Genomic DNA, 22,234 nt, shown 5'->3' on the forward strand with positions numbered 1-22,234 from the left:
TGCCATCGCCTGGAAGCGCCACAGCCAAGGGAACCGGGGCGCTGCCTACAGTGGCTCGGTGCCAGCTCAGCTCCTGCCCTTCCTCGCCGTAGTCGCGGTTCTCACGCTGACCCCCGGACCGGACATGGCCCTCGTCCTACGCAACGGAGTACGGGGCGGCGTCCGGATGGCGTGGTGGACAGGACTGGGCTGCTGCACGGGCATCGCCGCGTACGCCACGGCATCCGCGATCGGCCTGGCCGCGATCCTCGCCGCGTCGGCCACGGCCTTCATGGTCATCAAGTTCGTCGGCGCCGCGTACTTGGTCTACTTGGGCGTCATGGCCCTGTGGCACTCGCGCAAGCACCCGGCAGCCTCCACGCCCACCGAGGCGCCCGCGCCGACGGTGCTGGGGCGGAAGGCGGCCTTCCGGCAGGGCCTCATCACCAACCTGCTCAACCCCAAGATCGCACTCATCTTCCTGACGCTCATCCCGCAGTTCGTGTCTCCCGGAGAGCCGGCGTTCACCACCGGCGTGCTGGCAGCCGTCTTCCTGGGCGTGGCCGTGCTCTGGTGGCGGACGTTCTCGCTCGCCGTCGGCGCTCTCGGTCGGCTGCTGTCCCGGGACCGCGTACGTGTCGCGATCGAGCGCGTCACAGGAACTGTGCTCATCGGTCTGGGCGTCCGGGTGGCGCTCACCGACCGCTGAACGGCTCATCGAGACGGTCAAGCAGGTCGATCAACTGCCCCCGAGTGGGCCGCTCAGGGACAGCCGGACAAAGCCTTCGAACAGGTGCCACGGCTGCCGCCCTCCTCGTGACGACGAGTCTCGACACGGCAGATGCAAGTTGTGATCTTGATCGCTGCCCTTCCGGCAGAGGGCCCTCCGGACGACGCCCACCGGTGTCGATGTGGAGGAGGAACCCGATGACTGAGCGACTGTCGCGGGTCCGACTGGGACCCCATGTCTCGACGACGGAAGACTGACGCCCGCCCGGGAGGCCTCCCGGGCGGGCGTCAGCGTCGAGCGATCAGTGCCGGGTCGACCGGCCGATCCCCAGAAGGACGAGGATCACGGCCATCGGCGCGACCATCTGTGTCGCCTGATTGACATCTCGGGTGATCCACAGCGTCACTGCCATCAGGGATGCCAGGATGGCGACGATCGCAACCAAGATCCATCCACTTTGCGTTGGACTGGGCTGGCTTGGCGGCGAGGCGGGCTGTTGGGCTGTCTGGATGCTCGAACGGGTGCTCTTGGCCATGGGTCCTCCACGCGGGTCAGGGGTGAGGGGCGGCAGCCACCATCGCGCGGGGGCAGAGCGTCGTTCGGTACGGACCGCACCGGACATGTGCTCCGCTCGTGCAGCCTTGAAACGTTCTGATGCCCACGAGTTGTCGGAGCGAAGGAGCGGGCCCGTCGAGCAGAGGTGCACCTCGCGGTCGCGCTCCGGCGCAGGTGTCAGGACACGCGTGCTGGTGTCCCTGGAGCCGCCTTCTGGGCGAGTTTCACGACGGACAGGCTGCCCGATGCCACCACCCACATGAGGCGTACTCACCCCGCGTCGAGGGCGGCGAGCTCCACCACCGCCGCGACAACCTCCTCCCCCGCGAGCAGGACGAGGTCGTTGTGGTCGGCACCCGGGACCTCCACCACACGGTGCAGCGAAGCGGCGGCGTCGGCCACCGCCCGGCTCTGCGCCGGCGGGACGATCGAGTCGGCGCTGCCGTACACCACCGTGGTGGGCACCTCGATCCGGCGGACCTGCTCGGCCACCGGGTAGCGGTCGCGCAGCAGCGCCCGCACCGGCAGGAACGGGTAGTGCTCGCTCCCCACGGCGGCGAGGTCCACGAACGGGGAGCGGAGCACCAGCCCGGCCGGCGGGTGCTCCACCGCCAGCCCGGTCGCGACCGCCGCGCCGAGGCTCTCCCCGAAGTAGACGAGCCGGTCGGCCGGCACCCCGCCGTCCCCGATCAGGAACTCCCGCGCCGCCTCCGCGTCCAGCGCCAGCCCCTCCTCGCTCGGGCTGCCCGGGTTCCCGCCGTAGCCGCGGTAGTCGAAGAGCAGGACGGCGAGCCCCTCGTCCGCCAGCTCCCGCGCCAGCGGCGCCCGCATGCCGCGGTGGCCGCCGTTGCCGTTGGTGACCAGGACCCCGGGGGCATCCGGCGTCCGGCCCGGGACGAACCAGGCGCCCAGCCGCAGGCCGTCGTCGGTCTCGAGCACGACGTCCCGCGCGCCCGGCACCGCCTGCCCCGCCGGCGGGAGCGGTCCGGCGTCGGGCAGGTAGACCAGGCGGCGCTGGAACGCCCACAGCAGGGTCACCAGGAGAGTGCACAGCAGGACGACGACGGCCGCACCCGTGAGCACCCTGCGCAGCATCCCCTGATGGTCCCGCCTGCCGCGCACGGCCGACCAGCGCTAGCGTCCGTCCATGGCACTCGACGGCACCGACCACTGGCACGCCCCGCTGCGCCACGTCCGCGCGGCGGAGCTCTCGACCGACACGGGGCAGAGCAGCGGCATGACCCGCAAGGAGGCGGTGTCCGGGAAGAGCGTCGGTGCGGAGAAGGTCTGGATGGGTGAGGCCCACGTCGCGCCCGGCACCGCCTCGGCCAACCACCACCACGGCGACTCCGAGACCGGCATCTACGTGGTCTCCGGCCGGCCGGTGTTCGTCTTCGCCCGGGACGGCGAGGAGGTCCGACTCACCCCCGAGCCGGGCGACTACGTGTTCGTGCCGCCGTGGACCCCGCACCGCGAGGAGAACCCCGGGCAGGAGGAGGCGGTCGTGGTCCTGGCCCGCAGCAGCCAGGAGGCGATCGTGGTGAACCTGCCGCCGGGGTCGCTCACGCAGCTGTGAGCCGCGCCGCCGGCTCACGCCCTCGATCAGCCGCGCCTGAGCGTGCCAGCCGGTAGACGAGCACCGCCTGGAGCGCGTACACGACTGCCATCGCCACGAACAGCGCGGTGAGCGCGGTCCACTGCCCGGCACCGAGCGGACCGACGCCTTCGAGGTCGCTCTGCGCGATGCCCGCCGCCTGGACCGGGATGGCGACGGCGCCGAGGGCCAGCACGGCCTGGGACCAACGGGACCGGCCCCAGGCCAGCGCGACGGCGCCCGGAGCCAGGAACACGATGTAGAAGACCGCGATGAACGCCAGACCGGTCCAGCTGAAGGCCGGGTCGCCTCCGGCCACGAGCGCGACCAGCCGCATCAGCCCCCGCGTCAGCACGGCCCCGACCACTCCGCCGAGCACCGCCGCCGCGATCCCGACGACGAGCGCCCTGAGCATCCGCCGTCCGTCCACGTCTGGCTCCTCGCCCCCGGCTCCCGCAGGAGCGCCACCCGGATCGCCGGAGGGTAGTGGGGGGAGCCGCACGACGGGCCGGTCGCCGGCGCGGGTTCCGACACCGGGGCTGCCAGCGCGGCAGTGCGGCTCCGGCTCGGGCGCCCGGGGCTGCCGGCCCCGGGCGTCGGTAGCCTCCGTCCATGGGCTACTTCGGCACGCTCGTCTACAGCGAAGGACGCTGGCGCACGGGGCGGCCGACCGCGGTGCCGTTCCTGATGGTCGACGTGCACGACAGCGACATCGCGACCGTGGACTACCGCGCCGCCGACGCCTCCGGCGGCCGCTTCTTCCTCGGCTACGAGCCGCGGATCTACTTCGACGAGCCCGACGCCTCGGCGCCCGTGGACGTCGACGCCGAGGCCGAGGGGTTCGCCCGGTGGGTGCGGGACGCGGTGGGCACGGAGCTGGAGCCGGCGGCGGTGCGGGGCCTCATGGCCTCGCCGGGCGGCGTGCCGCCCACCGACGAGGTGGTCGAGCAGACCGTCGAGCGGCTGCTGACCGCCTCCGGCCTGCCGATCCCGGAGTGGCCCACCGACGACGACGCCCCGCCCGGCTGATCGGGCCGATGGGCCCGGTCAGTAGTGGTACCGCGCCTGCAGGATCACGAGGTCGTCACCGCGGACGGTGCAGACCATGCGGTGTTCCTGGTCGATGCGGCGCGACCAGCAGCCGGAGAGGTCCCCACGGAGGCGCTCAGGCTTGCCCGCTCCTGCAGCAGGGTCCCGGGCGGCCTCGGTGATGAGACGGTTGATCCGGCCCAGCGTCTTCCGGTCGCCCGTCCAGCTCGTGTAGTCGTCCCAGCCATGGGTCGTGAAGACGATCCTCACTCGACCAGCTGGTGCGGCTCAGCCTTCCCGTCGGCCGCCTCCGCCAGGCTCTCGCGAAGGCGCTCGGCGTTCCTGGGTGACTGCAGGAGGTGCACGGTCTCCTTGAGCGAGTGGTACTCGTCGGCGGAGACGAGGAATGCCGTTCCGCGCTTCGAGACGATCTCGACGGCGACCTGGTCGGCGTTGACCTCCTCGATCAGCGGGAACAGCCGCTGACGGGCTTCGCTGGCGGTGACGGACATGGACCCTCCATCGGCACGTGGTACGAGAAACCGTACCACTCCCCGTGCCTATGCGCGTCGGTGTGCCTCGGACGGGACCGGGTAGCGGACCCCGATGCGCGCGATCTCCTACACCCAGCCCGGTGGCCCCGACGTCCTGAAACTGATCGACCGCCCGGTGCCCGAGCCCGGCCCCGGTGAGGTGCGCGTCCGCGTCGCCTTCTCCGGCGTCAACCCCACTGACTGGAAGTCGCGCACGAACGCGCAGCCTGGCCCGGACGGGCAGGTGCCCAACCAGGACGGCTCGGGCACCGTCGACGCCGTCGGCCAGGGCGTGGAGCCGGCGATGCTCGGCCAGCGGGTGTGGATCTGGGAGGCCGCCTGGCAGCGGCCGTGGGGCACCGCCGCGGAGTACACCGTCGTCCCGGCGCGGCACGTCGTCCTCCTGGGCGAGAACACCCCCTTCGAGCTCGGCGCCGCCCTCGGCATCCCGTTCCTCACGGCGCACCGCTGCCTCACCGTGGGAGAGTCGCTGCCCGACCGGCTGGGCGCCGGTGCCCTCACCGGGCACACGGTGCTGGTGCAGGGCGGCGCGGGCGCGGTGGGCAACGCCGCCATCCAGCTCGCCCGGTGGGCCGACGCGACGGTCATCGCCACGGTGAGCAGCCCCCGCAAGGCGCGGCTGGCCGCCGCGGCCGGCGCCGATCACGTCGTCGACTACAAGCAGCAGGACGTCGTCGCCGAGGTGCGGAAGCTCGCGCCGAAGGGTGTGGACGCGATCGTCGAGGTCTCGGCAGCGGTCAACGCCGCCGTCGATGCGCAGGTCATCGGGATGCACGGGGCGGTCGCGATGTACGCCGACGACGGCGGCGCGGAGGTGACCGTGCCGGTGCGCGCCCAGATGACGCCCAACGCCCGCTGGCAGTTCGTGCTCGTCTACACCGAGCCGGAGCGGGCGAAGGTCCTCGGCATCGAGGACGTCGCCACCGCGGTCGCCGAGGGCGCGATCCGGGTCGGGGAGGACGCCGGCTTGCCGCTGCACGTCCACCCGCTCGCCGAGACCGCCGCCGCGCACCGGGCGGTGCAGGACGGGGCCGTCGGCAAGGTGCTGATCGACGTCACCGCCTGAGCGCGGCGCTGTGCCTAGCCTCGGGCCATGAGTGATCCCGCGACGACGACCGACCTGAGCGCGCTCGCCGACGAGCTGCTCGACCGGGCGCGCTCCGAGCACGCCGGCCGCGCGGCACGCGCCCTGCCGCACCCGGTCGACGGGCTGCGCCAGACGGTCATCGCGCTCCGCGGCGGAGCCGAGCTGGCCGAGCACGAGAGCCCCGGCCTCGCGAGCCTGCTGGTCCTCCGCGGGCGGGTGCGGCTCTTGGCCGGCGAGCACACCGACGAGCTGAGCGGCTCGGACGTGGCGCCGATCCTGGCCCGCCGGCACAGCCTGCACGCCGACGAGGACTCCGTCGTCCTGCTCAGCGTCGCGGTCCCGCAGCGCGCGCCCGCCGCGCACTGACGGCCGAGAGCAGTCACCGGGATAGCGTCAGCGGGTGACCGCCTCCTCCGCGCGCCCGCCGTCGCCGCTGGACCAGCTCGCCGACGGCTTCGTCGAGAGATACGCGGCGGCGCAGCCGGTGGTCGCCACCTACATCGGGGTCCGCGGGCACGACGACCGGTGGCCCGACCTCAGCAGCGACGGCCACGCCGCCCACGCCGAGCTGCTGCGCCGCACCCGCGCGCAGGCCGAGGCGCTCGAGCCGGTCGACCGCCGGGACGAGATCGCGCGCAGCGCCATGCTCGAGCGGCTCGGCGCGGAGCTCGACCGCTACGACGCCGGCTACGCGCAGGCCGACCTGAACACCGTCGACAGCCCGCTGCAGAACTTCCGCGAAGTCTTCGACCTCATGCCCACCGAGTGCGACGAGGACTGGTCCGCCGTGGCGGTCCGGCTCGCGGCGATGCCGACGGCGCTGCTCGGCTACGCCCGCGGCCTGGACGACGCCGCCGACCGCGGCCGCGTCTCCACCGCCCGGCAGATCCGGCTGGCCGCGGAGCGGGCGCGGCAGTGGGCCGGCACACCCGAGCGCCCCGGCTTCTTCACCCGGCTGGCCCGCGAGGCGCCTGTCGAGCCGCGCAGCGCACTGGGCCGCGACCTGGCCGACGGCGCCGAGCGGGCGTCGGGCGCCCTGCTCGGGTTCGCCGGGCACCTCGAGCGGGTGCTGCTGCCGCTGGCGCCGTCGGCCGACGGCGTGGGCCGCGACCGCTACCTCGTCGAGTCGCGCTTCCACACCGGCGCTCGGCTGGACCTCGACGAGACCTACGACTGGGGCTGGGCGGAGCTCGCCCGCATCGTCGCCGAGAAGGAGCGGGTCGCCGAGGTGATCGCGCCTGGTGAGGGCGTGGCCGGCGCGATGGCGGCGCTGGACGCCGACCCGGCGCGGATCATCCGGGGCCGCGAGGCGCTGCAGGCCTGGCTGCAGGAGACCGCCGACCGGGCGGTGGCCGCGCTCGACGGCGTGCACTTCGACATCCCGCAGCCCGTGCGCCGCATCGAGGGCCGGCTGACCCCGACCGCGGGCGAGGGCGTCTACTACACCGCCCCCAGCGAGGACTTCAGCCGCCCGGGCCGGATGTGGTGGTCGCTGCCCGAGGGCGTCGAGGAGATGACGACCTGGCGGGAGACCACGACCGTCTTCCACGAGGGCGTGCCGGGCCACCACCTGCAGATCGGGCAGGCCGTGCACGACGCCGAGCGGCTCAACCGGTGGCAGCGGTGCTCTGCTCCTGCTCGGGGAACGCCGAGGGGTGGGCGCTCTACGCCGAGCGGCTGATGGGGGAGCTGGGCTTCCTCGAGGACCCGGGCGACCGGCTCGGCATGCTCGACGCCCAGGAGCTGCGGGCCGCGCGCGTCGTGCTCGACATCGGGGTGCACCTGGACCTGCCGATCCCCGCAGGGGCGGCGGCAGGCCCGCGCTGGGACTACGACGTGGCGCTGGCCTTCCTGCGCCGGCACGTGAGCATGGAGGACGCCATGCGCGTGGACGAGCTGCACCGCTACCTCGGCTGGCCCGGGCAGGCGCCGGTCTACAAGGTGGGTGAGCGGGTGTTCCTGACCTGCCGCGAGGAGGCCCGGCGGCGCGCGGGCGACGCCTTCGACCTGGCGCAGTGGCACCGCGACGTCCTGGCGCTGGGCCAGCTCGGCCTCGACCCCCTGGCCGCGGAGCTCGCCCGGCGCTGACGCGGCAGGTCGACCCGCGCGCGCTCAGCCGACGCCGAGGTCGCGGGCGATCAGCATCCGCTGCACCTCGCTGGTGCCCTCACCGATCTCGAGGATCTTCGCGTCGCGGTAGAAGCGGCCGACCGGGAACTCGTTCATGAACCCGTACCCGCCGTGCACCTGGGTGGCGTAGCGGGCGTTGTCCATCGCGACCTCGGAGCTGTAGAGCTTGGCGATCGAGGCCTCGCGCTTGAACGGCTCGCCGCGCAGCATCTTCTCCGCCGCCCGGTAGTAGGCCAGCCGCGCGGTGGAGGCCCGCACCTCCATGTCGGCGATCATGAACTGCACCGCCTGGTTGCGGCCGATGGGCTGGCCGAAGGCCTCCCGCTGGGCTGCGTACTTCACCGACTCGTCGACGCAGCCCTGCGCCAGCCCGACCGACAGCGCGGAGATGGCGATCCGGCCCTCGTCGAGGATGGAGAGGAACTGCGCGTAGCCGCGGCCCCGCTCCCCCACCAGGTTCTCCTCGGGCACGCGGCAGTCGTCGAAGGAGAGCTCGCGGGTGTCCGAGGCATTCCAGCCGACCTTCGAGTACCGCTGGCCGACGGTGAAGCCCGGCGTCCCCGACGGCACGATGATCGCCGAGATCTCCTTCTTGCCGTCCGGCTTGGTACCCGTCACGGCGGTGACGGTGACCAGCGCCGTCAGATCGGTGCCGGAGTTGGTGATGAACGCCTTGGAGCCGTTGATCACCCAGTGCCCGTCCTCCAGGCGCGCGGTGGTGCGCGTCGCCCCGGCGTCCGACCCGCCACCGGGCTCGGTGAGCCCGAACGCGCCCAGCGCCTCCCCGGTGCACAGCCGGGGCAGCCACTCCCGCTTCTGCTCCTCGGTGCCGAACCGGTAGATCGGCATGGCGCCCAGCGAGACGCCGGCCTCGACGGTGATCGCCATCGAGCTGTCCACCCGCGCCAGCTCCTCGAGCGCCACGCACAGGTCGAAGTAGGTGCCCCCGGCGCCGCCGTACTCCTCGGGGAAGGGCAGGCCGAACAGCCCCAGCTCGCCCATCTGCCGCACGATCTCCGTGGGGAACTCGTCGCGCTCGTAGAACTCCCCGATCTGCGGGGCGATGACCTCCCGAGCGAACTCCTGCACGGTCTTCCGCAGCGTCTCGGTCTCGTCGCTGAGCCGGTAGTCCAACATCAGTTCTCCTGCTGCTCGGGCCCGGCCGCCGGGGTCACCAGCGCCAGCCGCTCGTCCAGCGCGACCGTCTGGCCCGCCGTCACTGCGAGCTCGGCCACCGTCCCCGCGACCGGGGCGGTGAGCACGTGCTCCATCTTCATCGCCTCGACGACGAGCAGCGGGGTGCCCGCCTCCACCTCGTCGCCGACGGACGCCCGCACCACCGTCACCGTCCCCGGCATGGGGGAGGTCACGGCGCCGTCACCCCCGGCCTGCCCGGCGGTCGACGCCAGCCGCTCGTGCTCCCGCAGCGCGGTGACCCGGCCCTCGGCGGCCAGCCACACCTGACCGCCGTGGTGCACCAGCGCGTAGGACGACGAGCGCCCGGCGAACGTCACCGCCAGCCTGTCGCCGTCGCGGACGGCCCGGGCCGGCTCCGGCGCCGCGTCGCCCACGGCCACCTCGGCGTCCGCAGACCGGCCGCGCACGCGGACGGTCAGCGGATCCGCACCCGCCACCTGGAGGCGCCGCACCGTCCACGCCGGCTCGCCCAGCCGCCAGCCGTCGGGCACGTCCCAGCGGTCCACGACGGGGCCGGCCGGCTCGGACTCGACCAGCAGGGCGAGCGCCGCGGCCGCGTAGACGTGCGCAGACGGCTCACCGACGGCGGTCAGCTCCTCGCCGCGCCGCTCGATGAGCCCGGTGTCGAGCGCCCCGGCCACGACGTCGGCGTCGTCGAGCAGCGCCCGCAGGAAGGCGGCGTTGGTGGTCACGCCGAGGACGGCGGTGTGCCCGAGCGCCCCCACCAGGCGCGCGCGTGCGGTCTCCCGGTCGGGGGCCCAGGCGATGATCTTGGCGAGCATCGGGTCGTAGTCGGTGCCGACCCGACCGCCGACGGCCAGGGAGCTGTCGACGCGGATGCCCGGGCCCGTCGGCTCCACGAGGCCGAGCACGGTGCCGGCCTGGGGCAGGAAACCGCGGGCGGGGTCCTCGGCGTAGAGCCGGGCCTCGATGGCGTGCCCGTCGAGGGAGACGTCGCTCTGGTCGATCGGCAGGGGTTCGCCCGCGGCCACGCGCAGCTGGAGCTCCACCAGGTCCAGCCCGGTGACCATCTCGGTGACCGGGTGCTCGACCTGCAGCCGGGTGTTCATCTCCAGGAAGAAGAAGTCGCGCGGCCGGTCGGCGTCGACGATGAACTCGACCGTGCCCGCCCCGGTGTAGCCGACGGCCTTCGCCGCCTCGACGGCGGCGCGGCCCATCGAGGCGCGCATCGCCGTGTCGAGCAAGGGGGACGGCGCCTCCTCGATCACCTTCTGGTGCCGCCGCTGCAGGCTGCACTCGCGCTCGCCGAGGTGGATGACCGTGCCGTGGGCGTCCCCCAGCACCTGGACCTCGATGTGTCGGGAGTTGCCGACGTAGCGCTCCACGAGCAGCGTGTCGTCGCCGAAGGAGCCGCTCGCCTCGCGCCGCGCGCCGGCGATCGCGTCCGGCAACTCGTCCTTCGAGCGCACCACCCGCATGCCCTTGCCGCCCCCGCCGGCGCTGGGCTTGAGCAGCACCGGGAAGCCCACGGCGACGGCGGCGTCGGCGACCTCGGCGTCGCTCATGCCGGGCTCGGTGCGGCCGGGGACGACCGGCACCCCGGCGGCCATCACCGTCTGCTTGGCGCGGATCTTGTCGGCCATCGCCTCGATCGCGCCCACCGGCGGGCCGATGAAGACGATCCCCGCCTCCTCGCAGGCGCGGGCGAAGTCGACGTTCTCCGACAGGAAGCCGTAGCCGGGGTGGATCGCCTGCGCGCCGGTGCGCGCGGCGGCCTCGAGCACCCGCTCGATGGAGAGGTAGCTCTGCGCGGCCGGCGCCGGCCCGATGGGGACGGCGACGTCGGCGAGGCGGGTGTGCAGCGCGCCGGCGTCGGCCTCGCTGTGCACGGCGACCGAGCGGACGCCCATCGCGCGCAGCGTGCTGATGACGCGGACGGCGATCTCGCCGCGGTTGGCGACCAGGACGGTGTCGAACATCAGTCCCTCACATCCGGAAGACGCCGTAGCCGACGTCCTCGAGCGGCGCGTTGGCGCAGGCGGCGAGAGCCAGGCCCAGCACGGTGCGGGTCTGCGCGGGATCGATGACGCCGTCGTCCCAGAGCCGGGCGGTGGCGTAGTACGGGTGCCCCTGCGACTCGTACCGGTCGCGGATCGGCGCCTTGAACGCCTCCTCCTCCTCGGCCGGCCACTCCCCGCCGCGCGCCTCGATCCCGTCGCGGCGGACGGTCGCCAGCACCGAGGCGGCCTGCTCCCCGCCCATCACCGAGATGCGCGAGTTGGGCCAGGTGAAGAGGAACCGGGGCGAGTACGCCCGGCCGCACATCGAGTAGTTCCCCGCGCCGAACGAGCCCCCGATGACCACGGTCAGCTTCGGTACCCGGGCGCAGGCGACCGCGGTGACCATCTTGGCGCCGTGCTTGGCGATGCCGCCGGCCTCGTAGTCGCGGCCGACCATGAAGCCGGTGATGTTCTGCAGGAACAGCAGCGGGATCTTCCGGCGGTCGCACAGCTCGATGAAGTGCGCGCCCTTGAGCGCGGACTCGGCGAAGAGCACGCCGTTGTTGGCGATGATGCCGACCGGGTGGCCGTGCAGCCGCGCGAAGCCGGTGACCAGCGTCTGCCCGTAGAGGGGCTTGAACTCGGCGAACCGGGAGCCGTCGACCAGCCGGGCGATGACCTCCCGGACGTCGTAGGGCGTGCGCGGATCCGGCGGCACGACCTCGTAGACCGATTCCGGGGGGTGCACGGGCTCCTCGACTGGCTCGACGTCCCACGGGCGGGCCTCGCGCGGGCCGAGCGTGGAGACGATCTGGCGGACGATCTGCAGGGCGTGCGCGTCGTCGTCGGCCAGGTGGTCGGTGACCCCGCTGACCCGGCTGTGCAGGTCTCCCCCGCCCAGGTCCTCGGCGGTGACGACCTCGCCGGTCGCGGCCTTCACCAGGGGCGGGCCACCGAGGAAGATCGTGCCCTGCTCACGGACGATCACCGCCTCGTCGCTCATCGCCGGCACGTAGGCACCACCGGCGGTGCAGGACCCCAGGACGGCGGCGATCTGGGCGATCCCGGCCTTGGAGAGGTTCGCCTGGTTGAAGAAGATCCGGCCGAAGTGCTCGCGGTCGGGGAAGACCTCGTCCTGCATCGGGAGGAAGGCGCCCCCGGAGTCGACCAGGTAGATGCAGGGCAGCCGGTTCTGCAGCGCCACCTCCTGCGCGCGCAGGTGCTTCTTCACCGTCATCGGGTAGTAGGTGCCACCCTTGACGGTGGCGTCGTTGGCGACGACGACGCACTCCCGCCCGGAGATGCGGCCGATGCCCGTGATGATCCCGGCGGCCGGCGCCTCGCCGTCGTAGAGCCCGTGCGCGGCCAGCGGCGAGAGCTCGAGGAAGGGGCTGCCCGGGTCCAGCAGTGCATCGACCCGCTCGCGGGGCAGGAGCTTGCCGCGGGCGGTGTGCCGCTCGCGCGCCCGCTCACCGCCGCCGAGGGCCACGGCGCGCAACTGGCCGGCCAGGTCGGCGACGAGCTCCGCGTGCGCCGCGGCGTTGCGGGCGGCGCCTGCCGGGTCGGCCGGGGAGGCGTGGGAGAGCACCGGTGCATCCACGCCGCAGAGGTTAACCACGGTTCACCGTCGCGGTCCACCCCTCCCCATCGAGGGGTTAACGGACGTTCACCCGCGGGGTTAGCATCCGTCGCATGACGTCGGCCGGCACGGGGCTGGAGCAGGGCTCCCCCGCCCAGGACAGCGCGCTGCACGCCGACGCCGCCCGACCCTCCCGGCGGGAGCAGATCCTGCAGGCCGCCGCACGGCTGTTCGCCGAGCGCGGCTCCCGCGCGGTGGGGGTGGACGACGTCGGTGCGGCGGTCGGGGTGACCGGGCCGGCGATCTACCGGCACTTCGCCAGCAAGGACGCGATGCTCGCCGAGATGCTGCTGCGCATCAGCGCCCGGCTGGCCGACGGCGGGCGGGAGCGGGTGGCGGCCGCGGGCGGCGATCCCGCCGACCAGCTGCGCGCGCTGATCGGCTTCCAGGTCGAATTCGCACTCGACAACCCGGCCCTGATCGTGGTCCACGACCGGGACCTCACCTCCCTGCCCGAGGCCGAGGCCGCCCAGGTGCGGCGACTGCAGCGCCGCTACGTCGAGGTGTGGGTGGCCGTGCTGGCCCGGGTGCACCCGGAGGCGCCGGCGGCGGCCTGCCGCGCCCGCGCGCACGCCGTCTTCGGGCTGATCAACTCCACCCCGCACAGCGCCGGCCGGCTCGACCGGCCCACGATGACCGAGCTGCTCCGCGCGATGGCCTGGGCGGCCGCGACCGCGACCCCGTGAGATGGGCGCCGGTCCCCCGCACCGCTCGCCCGCTCGCGGCGAGCCTCGGACCAGGCCGTTCCGGGCCGTTCGGGGCCGTCACCCGAGCGGCGGCACCGGGAGCGCGAGACCGTCGGAGGCGACCTGGTCCACCGCGGCGTCGCTGCCGGCGGCCGCGCCGGCCCACGCGCTCTCGACGACGGTGACCGTGGACCCCGAGACGGCGCTGGCGTACTGCGCCGACCGCAGCCTCGCCGGACCACCGGCGTAGGTGACCCCCTCGCGGAGCAGATCGCTGACGTTGCCGCTGCCGTCGCGGTCGGTGAGGGCGCGGAGCTCGCGGGCGGCGGCGTCGTCGGGCATGGCCACCCGCGACACCGAGACGACCACCGGGGCGCCCTCCACCTCCGTCGAGTAGAGCGCCCGGGAGAGCCCGACGCAGTCGCTCGCGGCGAAGAACCCGGCCACCTCCCCGTAGGCGTGCGCGGCGCAGGTGTCGTCGACCTGCACGGCCTGCACGGTGTAGGTGGTGCCGTCCACCTCGCGCACCTCCCCCGGTACGGGGCCGGTCGCGACCGCGTCGTCGGCCGGGACCCCGCCGCCGCCCGCGGCGCCTTCCACGGGCGGGTCGCCCCCCAGCAGCAGCCCGGCACCGAGGACGCAGGCGACCACCAGCGCCGCCGCGGCCGCGACCAGCGCGGCGACCCGCCGGCCGCTGCCGGATCCCCGCTCCTCGGCCCGGCCGGAGGCGGTGGCGGTGGCGCCCCAGGCCCCGGACAGCGGCGGCCGGGCGGGCTTCTCCGCCGGCTGCCCGGTGGGTGGCGGGGTGGCCGGCTGGACGGGCGGCTGCGCGGCCGGCGGTGCGACCGGGAGGACGGCGGTGCGCGGGCCTCGCGGCGCCGCCGGGTCACCCCCCTCGCGGTCCGCCTCGCCGGGGGCGGCGTCGGCGCCGTCGTCGGCGTGGGTGCCGGTGCGCGGCGGGGCCGGCGCACCGCCCACCTCGACGGTGTCGCGCGGCCCGGCCGGCCCGGGCACGACCTTCCCGGGCGCCGCGGCCGCCACCGCGGCGGCGTGGGCGGAGGCGACCGAGGCGGCGACCGCACGGGCCACGGCCGTGGCGCTGAACGGGGCCCCGTCGTAGGTCGCGGCGCCCCCGCCGGCGCGCGCTCCGGGCGCGTCGGTGCCCGGCGCGGCGACCATGGGGGAGGCGGCCATCGCCGCCGGGGTCAGCAGCTGCGGACGGCGGAGGACGTAGGGCGAGTACGGGAAGGCCTCGCCGTTCAGCTCCTCGACCGTGGGCCCCCGGCCCGGCAGCTGCAGCGCCTCCAGGGCCGCCCGCACGTCGGCGGTGGTCCAGAGCCGGGGGTTGTCGACGCCGGCGTGCCGCGCGGCGCGCGCGAGGGCCAGCAGCAGGGAGCGGGGATCCAGCGTGGCCACCAGGTCGCCCTCGCCCAGGTCACCGTCGGCCGGCACCAGCCCGGCGATCTCGCCGACCAGGACGGTGAGGCGGGCGATCCGCCCCGGCTCCAGCCCGGCGCGGCGCAGCTTCATCGCGGTGTCCATGCCGGCGGCCATCAGCCCGTCCAGCGGCGAGGAGCCGCCGCCGGCCAGGTGCAGCACCTGCTCGGGGCCGGTGGCGCCGGCGATCGTCCAGGGACCCTCCGGCTTCGCCGTCACGGTCCCGGACTGCCGCTGAACCTCGACGACGCGGATGACGGCGAGCCCCTCGGGGACCAGCAGCACCGCGTCGGACCGGCGGCGACCGAGCGGCTCGTCCACCAGGGGCAGTGACGCGACCACGGCGGCGCGGACCGAGGCACCGGCGTCCCACCGCGTGAGCTCGCCGAAGAAGGCCCGCTCGGCCGCCGTCTCGAGCGGCGCCGGGGTCAGGACCAGCACGTCGTCCTCCGGGCGTTCGGGTTCTGCGGTCGGGGCGCCGCCGGCGCGGGCCGCCGGCCGCCGCCGCGGGCAGCCGGGACCGACGCTACGTCATCGGTGCGACGGCTCCGCGGCGCTGGGAGCCCTGGCCCGGTCAGCTGGCGAGGGCCGGGGCGGCGGGCTGGTCGGGGACGCGCCAGCGCGCCAGCCAGGCGCTGGTGGCCAGCGCGTCGACCACCGCCCACAGCGCGGCGAACCCGACGGCCACCGGCAGCACCGACCACCAGTTCCACGGCGGGAGCAGCCCGAGGGACTCCATCGGCCAGGCGACGGCGTACACCGCCGCGGTGGCCACCGGGCCCGCCAGCCAGCCGGGGACCCGACGGTCCACGGCGACGTCGATCAGCACCGCGCCCACGACGAGCACCACCGGCAGCACCGACGGCGGGAAGTCCAGCGCCACCAGCCCGAGCCACATGACGCCTCGGTAGCCGAGGTAGACGACGGCGACCAGCGTCGCCGTCCAGCGCATCCCCACGATGCGGCGGGCCAGCACCAGCGCCAGCAGGCCGGCGCAGATCAGCCACGCCGGGTGCACCCACGACGGCACCGGCAGCATGAACATCGCCGGCGACTGCCCCTGCGAGGCCGCGAAGTCCAGCAGCGACGGCTCGGCCGTCGTCCGCCCGGCGTCGTATGCCTCCAACGACAGGACGCCGTACTCCTGGTGCTGGTTGGGGAAGAGCACGTTCTCCACGAAGAACAGCCACAGCCCCAGCGAGACCAGGTCGCGGAGGCGCCCCGGCGCGGCGTACAGCCACCAGCCGCGGAGCGCGCCGGCCAGCATGATCGCCGTCCCGAGGTAGAGCAGCGCGTGGCTCGGGCTCCAGCTGGTGATGTCCAGCCCGTTGACCCGGTGGTTGACGAGGTCGATCGGGATCGCGACCAGGAACGTGGCCGTGCCGGCCTGCATCAGCCGCAGCGCCCAGCGGTCCACGCCGTAGCCGCTGTAGCTGTGGAAGAGCACCAGCGCGACGACGACCGCGGTGCCCACGGTGTTGAGCAGGTGCGGCGGCGCGAGGTCGTCGCGCAGCCACTTGAAGTGCCAGGAGACGTCCCAGGAGGAGCCGAGCATCTTCAGCAGGAACGCCGCCAGCCAGGCGGTGTAGATCCAGCGCAGCTCGGTCTGGTCGGTCGGCCGCCCGGGCCGGCCGGGGGTCATGTAGGCCGCCCACAGCCACCGCACCAGGGCGGTCGGGTGGGCCAGGCCGGCGCGGAGCGTGCCCGGCGCCTCGGGCACGGCAGCGACGACGGGGGCGGGTGCAGAGGACACGGGAGGGCTTCCTGACGGCGGGCGTTCGGGCGACCCTAGCCGTGAACGGCACCGAATCCGAGCCCTTCCAGGCGAGCCGCCGCAGCAGCTGGGATGCGCCTGGACACGAGGGGTGATCGGGGCGGCCGTGGCGAGCGGTGCGTACTGTCGGGCGACGTGGCGGAGAGCGCAGGGCACCTGGTCTGGATCGACTGCGAGATGACCGGGCTGGACCTCACCAAGGACAAGCTGATCGAGGTCGCGGTGCTGGTCACCGACTCCGAGCTCAACGTCCTGGACCCGGGCCTGGATCTCATCATCTCCGCCGAGGACGCCGACCTCGACGGCATGACCGAGTTCGTGGCCGAGATGCACGCGAAGTCGGGGCTGACCGACGCCGTCCGGGCGGCGACGCTGACCGTGGCCGAGGCCGAGCAGCAGATCCTCGCCTACGTGAAGCGGTTCGTCCCCGAGCGGCGCACCGCCCCGCTCTGCGGCAACTCCATCGGCACCGACCGCGGCTTCCTCGCCCGCGACATGCCCGAGCTCGACGACCACCTGCACTACCGGATGGTCGACGTCTCCTCGGTCAAGGAGCTGGCGCGCCGCTGGTTCCCCCGCGTCTACTTCGCCCAGCCGCCCAAGGGCCTCGCCCACCGCGCACTGGCCGACATCATCGAATCGGTGCGCGAGCTCGCCTACTACCGGCGGACCCTCTTCGTCCCCGCGCCCGGCCCGAGCGGCGACCAGGCGAAGCAGGCCGCCGACCAGGTGGTCGGCTCCTTCGCCGAGCTGCTGACCGCCGGGGACGCCGCCACCACCTGACGCCCGCGACTCCCCCGGCGGGTCGCGTGGCGGCCTCCGGTATCGTTGTCGCGTTCCCCCGGCCGCGTGCGTCCGGCGGAATCGCGGTGGGTGTAGCTCAGCTGGTAGAGCACCAGGTTGTGATCCTGGGTGTCGCGGGTTCGAGCCCCGTCACTCACCCCACGCGGTGGAGGCCCTGGTCAGCTCGCTGACCAGGGCCTCCGTCCGTTCCGGGCCCCGGTGGTGGTGTGGCTGTGCCGCTCCACCACCGCTTCTCTCGAGCCGCCCCGGGCTCACCTCACACCAGCTCGGCTCCTCGGGCGTGGTGGAGATCCCTCGACCCGGGACAGCGGGCACCGCGACGGCTGGGGCTGCTCGGTGCAGCCGGGATTCGGCGCGGCCGACCGGTCCGCCTCCTCACCGTTGCGGTCGACGGCGGAGTCACGGGTAGCCGGGCGTTCGACCACCCCCCTACCGCAGAGACATCGCAAGGCGCGGACGAACTCTTGAACTCTCAACTGTTTGCCGCTATGGTCACTTGAAGTTTCAAGTGAATGGACGTTCTGATGCCCCTCCCCACCATGGCGGCGCACGGGCCGGCGCCGCGCGCCGGAGCCCGATCGGTGACCGACGCGACCGTCCGGACGACGGTGACCGTGCCGCTGCGGTTCCCCGACGGAGATGCGACGACGGCGGACGTGTCCACCTTCGACGGCCTGGCCGACGGCGGGGAGCACCTCCTGCTCGGTCTGGGTGACTGGCGGCGGGCCCTCGAAGACGCCGCGGCCGGACGGCCCGCGCCGCTGGTCCGGCCGCACAGCGAGTGCCTGACCGGCGAGGTCTTCGGCAGCGAGCGGTGCGACTGCGGCCCGCAACTGCGGGAGGCGATCGAGCGGATCACCGACGCGGGCGGCTTCCTGCTGTACCTGCGCCAGGAGGGTCGAGGGATCGGCCTGTACGCCAAGCTCGACGCCTACGCCCTGCAGGACGCCGGGCTGGACACCTACGCCGCCAACGTCGCGCTGGGCCGCGGCGAGGACGAGCGCGACTACGCGGTCGCCGCCCAGATGCTGCGACCGCTGGGTGCCGAGCGGATCCGCCTGCTGTCCAACAACCCCGACAAGGCCGACCAGTTGCGGCTGCACGGCATCGCCGTCACCGAGCAGGTGCGCACCGGGCTCCACCTGACCGAGTCGAACACCCGCTACCTGACCGCCAAGCGCGACCGCACCGCGCACACCCTCGACCTGCCGCTCGTCGGCTGACCGGAGCACACCGTGAACCCGTCCACGAAGACCGCCGACACCTCCGTCCCGCTGCACCCGCTGCTGGCGGAGCGCTGGAGCCCCCGGGCCCTCGACCCGCGGCACGAGCTCGGTGCGGAGCAGGTGACCGCGCTGCTCGAGGCAGCCCGCTGGGCGCCGAGCGCGTCCAACACCCAGCCGTGGCGATTCGCCGTCGCTCTGCGGGGAACCGTCGAGCACGGCGCCGTCCTCGAGGCCCTCGCCGGCGGCAACCGGGTATGGGCGCACGCCGCTTCCGCCCTCGTCGTGGTCGCCGCGACGGAGGAGGGCACCGACGGCGCCGAGCGGCCGTGGGCCCGCTACGACACCGGTCAGGCCGTGGCGCACCTGTCGATCCAGGCGCAGTCCGAGGGACTGGCCGTCCACCAGATGGGCGGCTTCGACGCCGCCCGCCTCCGGGCCCTGCTGCCTCCCGGCGTCACACCGCTCGTCGTGCTGGCCATCGGCCGCCAGGACGCGACGGCCCGGTTGGCCGAGCCGTTCGCCGGCCGCGAGACGGCTGCCCGGACGCGGCTGCCCCTGGAGACTCTGCAGCTCGCCGTCGCCCCGGCGCCGGCGCACGCGCAGGTCTGACCGCAGCCCGGAACCCTCGAGACCGCACCCCTCCCGGAGACCAGCATGAGCACCGGCACCACCCTGACCAGCACAGCCGCAGCCGACGCGCTGATCGACACCCGTCACCCGTTCGCGGCTCACCTGCGGCACGACGCGGCTGCCGGGCCGCACCGCGGATGGAGACCGGACGACGGCCCGCTGCCGGCGCTCTACATCAGCCACGGCGCGCCTCCGACCTTCGAGGACGGCCGGTGGATGCGGCAGCTGCACGACTGGGCCCGCGAACTCCCGCGCCCGAGGGCGATCCTCATCGTCAGCGCGCACTGGGAGTCCGACGGCCTGGGGATCACCAGCACGGCCCCTACCGAGCTGGTCTACGACTTCGGCGGGTTCCACCCCATGTACCGCCGGATGCGGTACGACACTCCCGACGCCTCCGCGCTGGCCCGCCAGGTGCTGTCGGTCCTGCCGGACACCCAGCACGTCCACGAGCACCGCAACCGCGGACTGGACCACGGCGCGTGGGTGCCGCTGAAGGTGATGTACCCGGCCGCCGACATCCCGGTCCTCCAGCTGAGCCTGCCGACGCACGACACGACCGCACTGCTCGCCCTCGGCGAACGACTGCGGGCCCTGCGGGCGGAGGGGGTGCTGGTCATCGGCTCCGGCTTCATGACCCACGGCCTGCAGTACATGGACTGGTCGCGGCCGGACGCCGTCCCCGGCTGGTCGGCCGATTTCGATGCGTGGGTGGCCGACGCCCTGGACCGCGGTGACGTCGAGGAGCTCGCGCAGTTCCGCATGCGGGCTCCCGGTCTGCGCTACGCCCACCCGACCGTCGAGCACTTCACCCCGCTGTTCGTCACCCTGGGCGCCGCGACCGCCCCCACCGCACCGGTCACCACCGCCGTCGACGGGTACTTCCTGGGGCTGTCCAAGCGGTCCTTCCACATCCTCTGACGTCGGGAGTCCTGATGGCCCGCCCCACCGACGACCCGCTGCACCCGGACCCGGCCGCCGACGCGGGGGAGGTGCCGGCGCGCTGGCTGGAGGACGAGGAGATGGCCACCTGGCTGGCCCTGGTCCAGGTCCTCCAGCTCCTGCCGCAGGCGTTGGACCGGCAGCTCCGCCAGGACGCCGGGATGAAGCACGCCTACTACCAGGTCCTGGCCATCCTCTCCGCCCAGCCGGAGCGGACGCTCAGCATGGGCGAGCTCGCCCGGCAGACCGCGACCAGCCCGTCACGCCTCAGCCACGCCGTCGCCGCGATGGAGGAGCAGGGCTGGGTGAGCCGCTGGCCGTGTCCCACGAACCGGCGGATCCAGTACGCCACGCTCACCGACCCCGGGATGTCACTGCTGGAGAAGGTCGCCCCGGGCCACGTCGCCGAGGTCCGCCGGCTGGTCTTCGACAGGCTCACCTCGGCCGAGGTCGCCCAGCTGGGGTCAATAGCGCTCAGGCTGCTCACCCCCGGGACGGCCGACCCGCGCGGCCACGGGTCGTCATCCGTCTGACCGGCCCGTCCCGCGAACGGCCCACCGCGGCAGGCGACGGTGGGACACTGCCGCCGTGGCCGGCTGCTGCGATCCCCGAGGGTGCGACGGGGTGTTCGACGAGCGGTTCGCCAGGCGACGGGCCGCCCGCTACCGGAGGAAGGGCCTGGACGCCACGGCCCGCCGGATGGTGGACCTGCTCGAGCAGCGCGGTCTCCGGGACGCGACCGTGCTGGAGATCGGTGGCGGCGTCGGCGAGATCCACATCGAGCTGCTCCGCCGCGGCGCCGCCTCGGCCACGAACCTCGAGCTCTCCCCGGGCTACGAGGCCGAAGCAGCCCGGCTGCTCGACGAGGCCGGGCTCACCGGGCGCGTGGACCGCCGCCTGGCCGACATCGCCGCCGACCCGGCGGCAGCCCGGCCGGCGGACATCGTCGTCCTGCACCGCGTCGTGTGCTGCTACCCCGACCACCCGGCGCTCCTCGCCGCCGCCGCCGGCCACGCCCGCGCGCAGCTCGTCTTCAGCTTCCCGCCGCGCAACGCCGTCTCCCGGGCGTTCGTCGCGGTGCAGAACCGGCTGCTCGACTGGGGCGGCCGCCGGTTCCGCACGTTCGCGCACCCGCCGGCGGAGATGCTCGCCCTCCTCGCCGAGCACGGGATGCGGGCCACCGTCGCCCACCGGGGTGCCGTGTGGCAGGTCGCCCACGCGGCCCGCTGAGCGCTGGTCGGCCCGTCCCCGACGGGACGCCCGGGCCCGGCAGCGGCTGCGGCCGGTGAGGGTCTCCCCCGGCCGAGCGCCGGGACACGGAGCTGCCCGGCTCGTGTGACGATCTGCCGATGGAGCTGCTGTCGGTCGGCGAGGTGGCCGCGCGCCTCGGCGTCTCGCCGTCGGCCGTCCGCATGTGGGGCACCCGGTACGGGCTCGTCGCCTCGGCCCGTTCGGCAGGGGGCCACCGCCGTTACACCCCCGGTGACGTCGGCCTCCTCGAGGCCGTGCACCGGGCCGTCCTGTCCGGCACCGACCCGGCCGTCGCCGCGGCCACCGCCCGGGGCCTCGACAGCAGCGCGGCGGACGTCGGCCCCGGCCGGCGCAGGTCGGGAGCGGGCGGCAGCGTGCTGGCCGTACCGGGAGCCGGCCGCGAGGCCCGGGGGCTGGCTCGGGCCGCTGCCCGGCTCGACGAGATGCGTGCCGAGGACGCCATCGTCGCCGCGCTGCGCGACCTGGGCACGCTGCGCGCCTGGGACGACGTCGTCCGGCCGGTGCTGGTCGCCGCCGGGGCGCACTGGGAGGCCACCGGCACCGGCGTCGAGATCGAGCACCTCTTCAGCCAGGCCGTCTCGTCGGCGCTGGTCCGGCACACCGCCGGGCTGCCGGAACCACCGGCCGACCACCCGGTGCTGCTCGCCGGCGGGCCGCAGGAGGAGCACGTGCTGCCGCTGCACGCCGTCCGGGCGGCGCTGGTCGAGCGCGGCGTGCCCTCCCGGCTGCTCGGCCCCCGGACGCCACCGGTCGCGCTGGTGACCGCTGCTCGCCGCACCCGGGCGGCTGCCGTGCTGATCTGGCTCAGCCGGCCGGACGACGAGGCGGTCCGCGTCCTGCCGGAGATCGCCGGCGCGCACCGGACGGTGCGCGTCCTGGTCGGTGGCTCGGGATGGGCCGGCACCGACATCCGCCCGGCCGTCGCGCTGCCGGGCCTCGCCGAGGCCGTGGCGGCGCTCGAGGGGGCCTGGCGGGCCGGCCGACGACCGGCCGCCGCCGGCTGACCGT

General features: G+C 74.4%; 23 protein-coding genes, 1 tRNA gene and 1 pseudogene. 15 read left to right on the forward strand and 10 right to left on the reverse strand.

Features of this window, described 5'->3' with window-relative positions; genetic code table 11:
• Nucleotides 1-58 precede the first annotated feature (58 nt).
• Nucleotides 59-688 (forward strand): LysE family translocator, encoded by a 630-nt coding sequence (locus ACI792_RS03100; protein WP_456601279.1) that lies wholly within the window; start codon nt 59-61, stop codon nt 686-688.
• Between the two features lie 322 nt (nt 689-1,010).
• Here the strand turns inward: ACI792_RS03100 and ACI792_RS03105 are convergent, their stop codons facing one another.
• Both ACI792_RS03105 and ACI792_RS03110 read right to left on the reverse strand, forming a co-directional pair.
• Nucleotides 1,011-1,244, reverse strand: coding sequence for a hypothetical protein (locus ACI792_RS03105; RefSeq protein ID WP_456601280.1), 234 nt, complete (start codon nt 1,242-1,244; stop codon nt 1,011-1,013).
• Nucleotides 1,245-1,534: 290 nt separating this feature from the next.
• Nucleotides 1,535-2,359, reverse strand: a complete 825-nt coding sequence (locus tag ACI792_RS03110) for an alpha/beta hydrolase (protein WP_456601281.1) — start codon at nt 2,357-2,359, stop codon at nt 1,535-1,537.
• A gap of 52 nt (nt 2,360-2,411) precedes the next feature.
• Between ACI792_RS03110 and ACI792_RS03115 the strand changes: the two genes are divergently transcribed.
• Nucleotides 2,412-2,840, forward strand: a complete 429-nt coding sequence (locus ACI792_RS03115) for a cupin domain-containing protein (RefSeq protein WP_456581482.1) — start codon at nt 2,412-2,414, stop codon at nt 2,838-2,840.
• Here the strand turns inward: ACI792_RS03115 and ACI792_RS03120 are convergent.
• Complete coding sequence (locus ACI792_RS03120; protein ID WP_456601282.1) at nt 2,827-3,288, reverse strand: hypothetical protein; 462 nt, start codon at nt 3,286-3,288, stop codon at nt 2,827-2,829. The genes ACI792_RS03115 and ACI792_RS03120 overlap by 14 nt on opposite strands.
• A 182-nt stretch (nt 3,289-3,470) precedes the next feature.
• Here ACI792_RS03120 and ACI792_RS03125 point away from each other — a divergent pair, with 182 nt between their 5' ends.
• Complete coding sequence (locus ACI792_RS03125) at nt 3,471-3,887, forward strand: hypothetical protein (protein ID WP_456601283.1); 417 nt, start codon at nt 3,471-3,473, stop codon at nt 3,885-3,887.
• Between the two features lie 18 nt (nt 3,888-3,905).
• Here ACI792_RS03125 and ACI792_RS03130 read toward each other — a convergent pair whose 3' ends face one another.
• Nucleotides 3,906-4,157 carry a Txe/YoeB family addiction module toxin gene (locus ACI792_RS03130; protein WP_456601284.1) on the reverse strand — a complete coding sequence of 84 codons (252 nt, stop codon included), beginning with the start codon at nt 4,155-4,157 and terminating at the stop codon, nt 3,906-3,908.
• Nucleotides 4,154-4,399, reverse strand: a complete 246-nt coding sequence (locus ACI792_RS03135) for a type II toxin-antitoxin system Phd/YefM family antitoxin (protein WP_456581486.1) — start codon at nt 4,397-4,399, stop codon at nt 4,154-4,156. Before ACI792_RS03135 ends, ACI792_RS03130 begins: the two co-directional genes overlap by 4 nt.
• Before the next feature lie 94 nt (nt 4,400-4,493).
• Here ACI792_RS03135 and ACI792_RS03140 point away from each other — a divergent pair, with 94 nt between their 5' ends.
• From ACI792_RS03140 to ACI792_RS03150, 3 genes and pseudogenes are all read left to right on the forward strand, one after another.
• Nucleotides 4,494-5,507: an NADPH:quinone reductase gene (locus tag ACI792_RS03140; protein ID WP_456601285.1), complete on the forward strand. Its 1,014-nt coding sequence runs from the start codon at nt 4,494-4,496 to the stop codon at nt 5,505-5,507.
• A gap of 27 nt (nt 5,508-5,534) precedes the next feature.
• Nucleotides 5,535-5,894: a LuxR family transcriptional regulator gene (locus ACI792_RS03145; protein WP_456601286.1), complete on the forward strand. Its 360-nt coding sequence runs from the start codon at nt 5,535-5,537 to the stop codon at nt 5,892-5,894.
• Nucleotides 5,895-6,012: 118 nt separating this feature from the next.
• Nucleotides 6,013-7,616 (forward strand): annotated as a pseudogene (locus ACI792_RS03150) (DUF885 domain-containing protein).
• Between the two features lie 24 nt (nt 7,617-7,640).
• Here ACI792_RS03150 and ACI792_RS03155 read toward each other — a convergent pair.
• Genes ACI792_RS03155 through ACI792_RS03165 form a run of 3 tightly spaced genes read right to left on the reverse strand, consistent with a single transcriptional unit; the run spans nt 7,641 to nt 12,416 of the window.
• Nucleotides 7,641-8,795 (reverse strand): acyl-CoA dehydrogenase family protein, encoded by a 1,155-nt coding sequence (locus tag ACI792_RS03155; RefSeq protein ID WP_456601287.1) that lies wholly within the window; start codon nt 8,793-8,795, stop codon nt 7,641-7,643.
• Nucleotides 8,795-10,795: an ATP-binding protein gene (locus ACI792_RS03160; RefSeq protein WP_456601288.1), complete on the reverse strand. Its 2,001-nt coding sequence runs from the start codon at nt 10,793-10,795 to the stop codon at nt 8,795-8,797. The genes ACI792_RS03155 and ACI792_RS03160 overlap by 1 nt, the downstream gene beginning before the upstream one ends.
• Nucleotides 10,796-10,802: 7 nt before the next feature.
• Nucleotides 10,803-12,416, reverse strand: a complete 1,614-nt coding sequence (locus ACI792_RS03165; RefSeq protein ID WP_456601289.1) for a carboxyl transferase domain-containing protein — start codon at nt 12,414-12,416, stop codon at nt 10,803-10,805.
• Between the two features lie 92 nt (nt 12,417-12,508).
• On the opposite strand from ACI792_RS03165, the gene ACI792_RS03170 reads away from it, so the two are divergent.
• Nucleotides 12,509-13,141, forward strand: a complete 633-nt coding sequence (locus tag ACI792_RS03170; RefSeq protein ID WP_456601290.1) for an SACE_7040 family transcriptional regulator — start codon at nt 12,509-12,511, stop codon at nt 13,139-13,141.
• Nucleotides 13,142-13,219: 78 nt separating this feature from the next.
• On the opposite strand, the gene ACI792_RS03175 is transcribed toward ACI792_RS03170, so the two are convergent.
• Together ACI792_RS03175 and ACI792_RS03180 are read right to left on the reverse strand one after the other, a co-directional pair.
• Nucleotides 13,220-15,019, reverse strand: a complete 1,800-nt coding sequence (locus tag ACI792_RS03175; protein WP_456601291.1) for a hypothetical protein — start codon at nt 15,017-15,019, stop codon at nt 13,220-13,222.
• Between the two features lie 133 nt (nt 15,020-15,152).
• Nucleotides 15,153-16,331: a hypothetical protein gene (locus tag ACI792_RS03180; RefSeq protein WP_456601292.1), complete on the reverse strand. Its 1,179-nt coding sequence runs from the start codon at nt 16,329-16,331 to the stop codon at nt 15,153-15,155.
• A gap of 156 nt (nt 16,332-16,487) precedes the next feature.
• Between ACI792_RS03180 and orn the strand changes: the two genes are divergently transcribed.
• From orn to ACI792_RS03220, 8 genes are all read left to right on the forward strand, one after another.
• The gene (gene orn, locus ACI792_RS03185) at nt 16,488-17,135 is read left to right on the forward strand and encodes an oligoribonuclease (protein WP_456601293.1); all 648 of its coding nucleotides are present in this window, start codon (nt 16,488-16,490) and stop codon (nt 17,133-17,135) included.
• An 86-nt stretch (nt 17,136-17,221) separates the two neighbouring features.
• Nucleotides 17,222-17,297: transfer RNA gene (locus tag ACI792_RS03190), tRNA-His, on the forward strand.
• Nucleotides 17,298-17,737: 440 nt separating this feature from the next.
• Nucleotides 17,738-18,379: a GTP cyclohydrolase II RibA gene (ribA, locus tag ACI792_RS03195; RefSeq protein WP_456601294.1), complete on the forward strand. Its 642-nt coding sequence runs from the start codon at nt 17,738-17,740 to the stop codon at nt 18,377-18,379.
• 12 nt (nt 18,380-18,391) lie between these two features.
• Nucleotides 18,392-18,991: a nitroreductase family protein gene (locus ACI792_RS03200; protein WP_456601295.1), complete on the forward strand. Its 600-nt coding sequence runs from the start codon at nt 18,392-18,394 to the stop codon at nt 18,989-18,991.
• A 45-nt stretch (nt 18,992-19,036) separates the two neighbouring features.
• Complete coding sequence (locus tag ACI792_RS03205) at nt 19,037-19,933, forward strand: dioxygenase family protein (RefSeq protein WP_456601296.1); 897 nt, start codon at nt 19,037-19,039, stop codon at nt 19,931-19,933.
• Between the two features lie 14 nt (nt 19,934-19,947).
• Nucleotides 19,948-20,487: a MarR family winged helix-turn-helix transcriptional regulator gene (locus ACI792_RS03210; RefSeq protein WP_456601297.1), complete on the forward strand. Its 540-nt coding sequence runs from the start codon at nt 19,948-19,950 to the stop codon at nt 20,485-20,487.
• 91 nt (nt 20,488-20,578) lie between these two features.
• Complete coding sequence (locus tag ACI792_RS03215) at nt 20,579-21,184, forward strand: methyltransferase domain-containing protein (RefSeq protein ID WP_456601298.1); 606 nt, start codon at nt 20,579-20,581, stop codon at nt 21,182-21,184.
• 119 nt (nt 21,185-21,303) lie between these two features.
• The gene (locus ACI792_RS03220; RefSeq protein WP_456601299.1) at nt 21,304-22,230 is read left to right on the forward strand and encodes a MerR family transcriptional regulator; all 927 of its coding nucleotides are present in this window, start codon (nt 21,304-21,306) and stop codon (nt 22,228-22,230) included.
• The last annotated feature ends 4 nt before the right edge of the window (nt 22,231-22,234 follow it).

The sequence above is a fragment of the Blastococcus sp. SYSU DS0669 genome (assembly GCF_054050895.1).

Coding starts and splice junctions, on each gene's coding strand:
- ACI792_RS03105 (WP_456601280.1), bottom strand. CDS start 1,244: ATGGCCAAGAGCACCCGTTCGAGCATCCAGACAGCCCAACAGCCCGCC.
- ACI792_RS03110 (WP_456601281.1), bottom strand. CDS start 2,359: ATGCTGCGCAGGGTGCTCACGGGTGCGGCCGTCGTCGTCCTGCTGTGC.
- ACI792_RS03115 (WP_456581482.1), top strand. CDS start 2,412: ATGGCACTCGACGGCACCGACCACTGGCACGCCCCGCTGCGCCACGTC.
- ACI792_RS03125 (WP_456601283.1), top strand. CDS start 3,471: ATGGGCTACTTCGGCACGCTCGTCTACAGCGAAGGACGCTGGCGCACG.
- ACI792_RS03135 (WP_456581486.1), bottom strand. CDS start 4,399: ATGTCCGTCACCGCCAGCGAAGCCCGTCAGCGGCTGTTCCCGCTGATC.
- ACI792_RS03140 (WP_456601285.1), top strand. CDS start 4,494: ATGCGCGCGATCTCCTACACCCAGCCCGGTGGCCCCGACGTCCTGAAA.
- ACI792_RS03145 (WP_456601286.1), top strand. CDS start 5,535: ATGAGTGATCCCGCGACGACGACCGACCTGAGCGCGCTCGCCGACGAG.
- ACI792_RS03155 (WP_456601287.1), bottom strand. CDS start 8,795: ATGTTGGACTACCGGCTCAGCGACGAGACCGAGACGCTGCGGAAGACC.
- ACI792_RS03160 (WP_456601288.1), bottom strand. CDS start 10,795: ATGTTCGACACCGTCCTGGTCGCCAACCGCGGCGAGATCGCCGTCCGC.
- ACI792_RS03170 (WP_456601290.1), top strand. CDS start 12,509: ATGACGTCGGCCGGCACGGGGCTGGAGCAGGGCTCCCCCGCCCAGGAC.
- ACI792_RS03205 (WP_456601296.1), top strand. CDS start 19,037: ATGAGCACCGGCACCACCCTGACCAGCACAGCCGCAGCCGACGCGCTG.
- ACI792_RS03210 (WP_456601297.1), top strand. CDS start 19,948: ATGGCCCGCCCCACCGACGACCCGCTGCACCCGGACCCGGCCGCCGAC.
- ACI792_RS03220 (WP_456601299.1), top strand. CDS start 21,304: ATGGAGCTGCTGTCGGTCGGCGAGGTGGCCGCGCGCCTCGGCGTCTCG.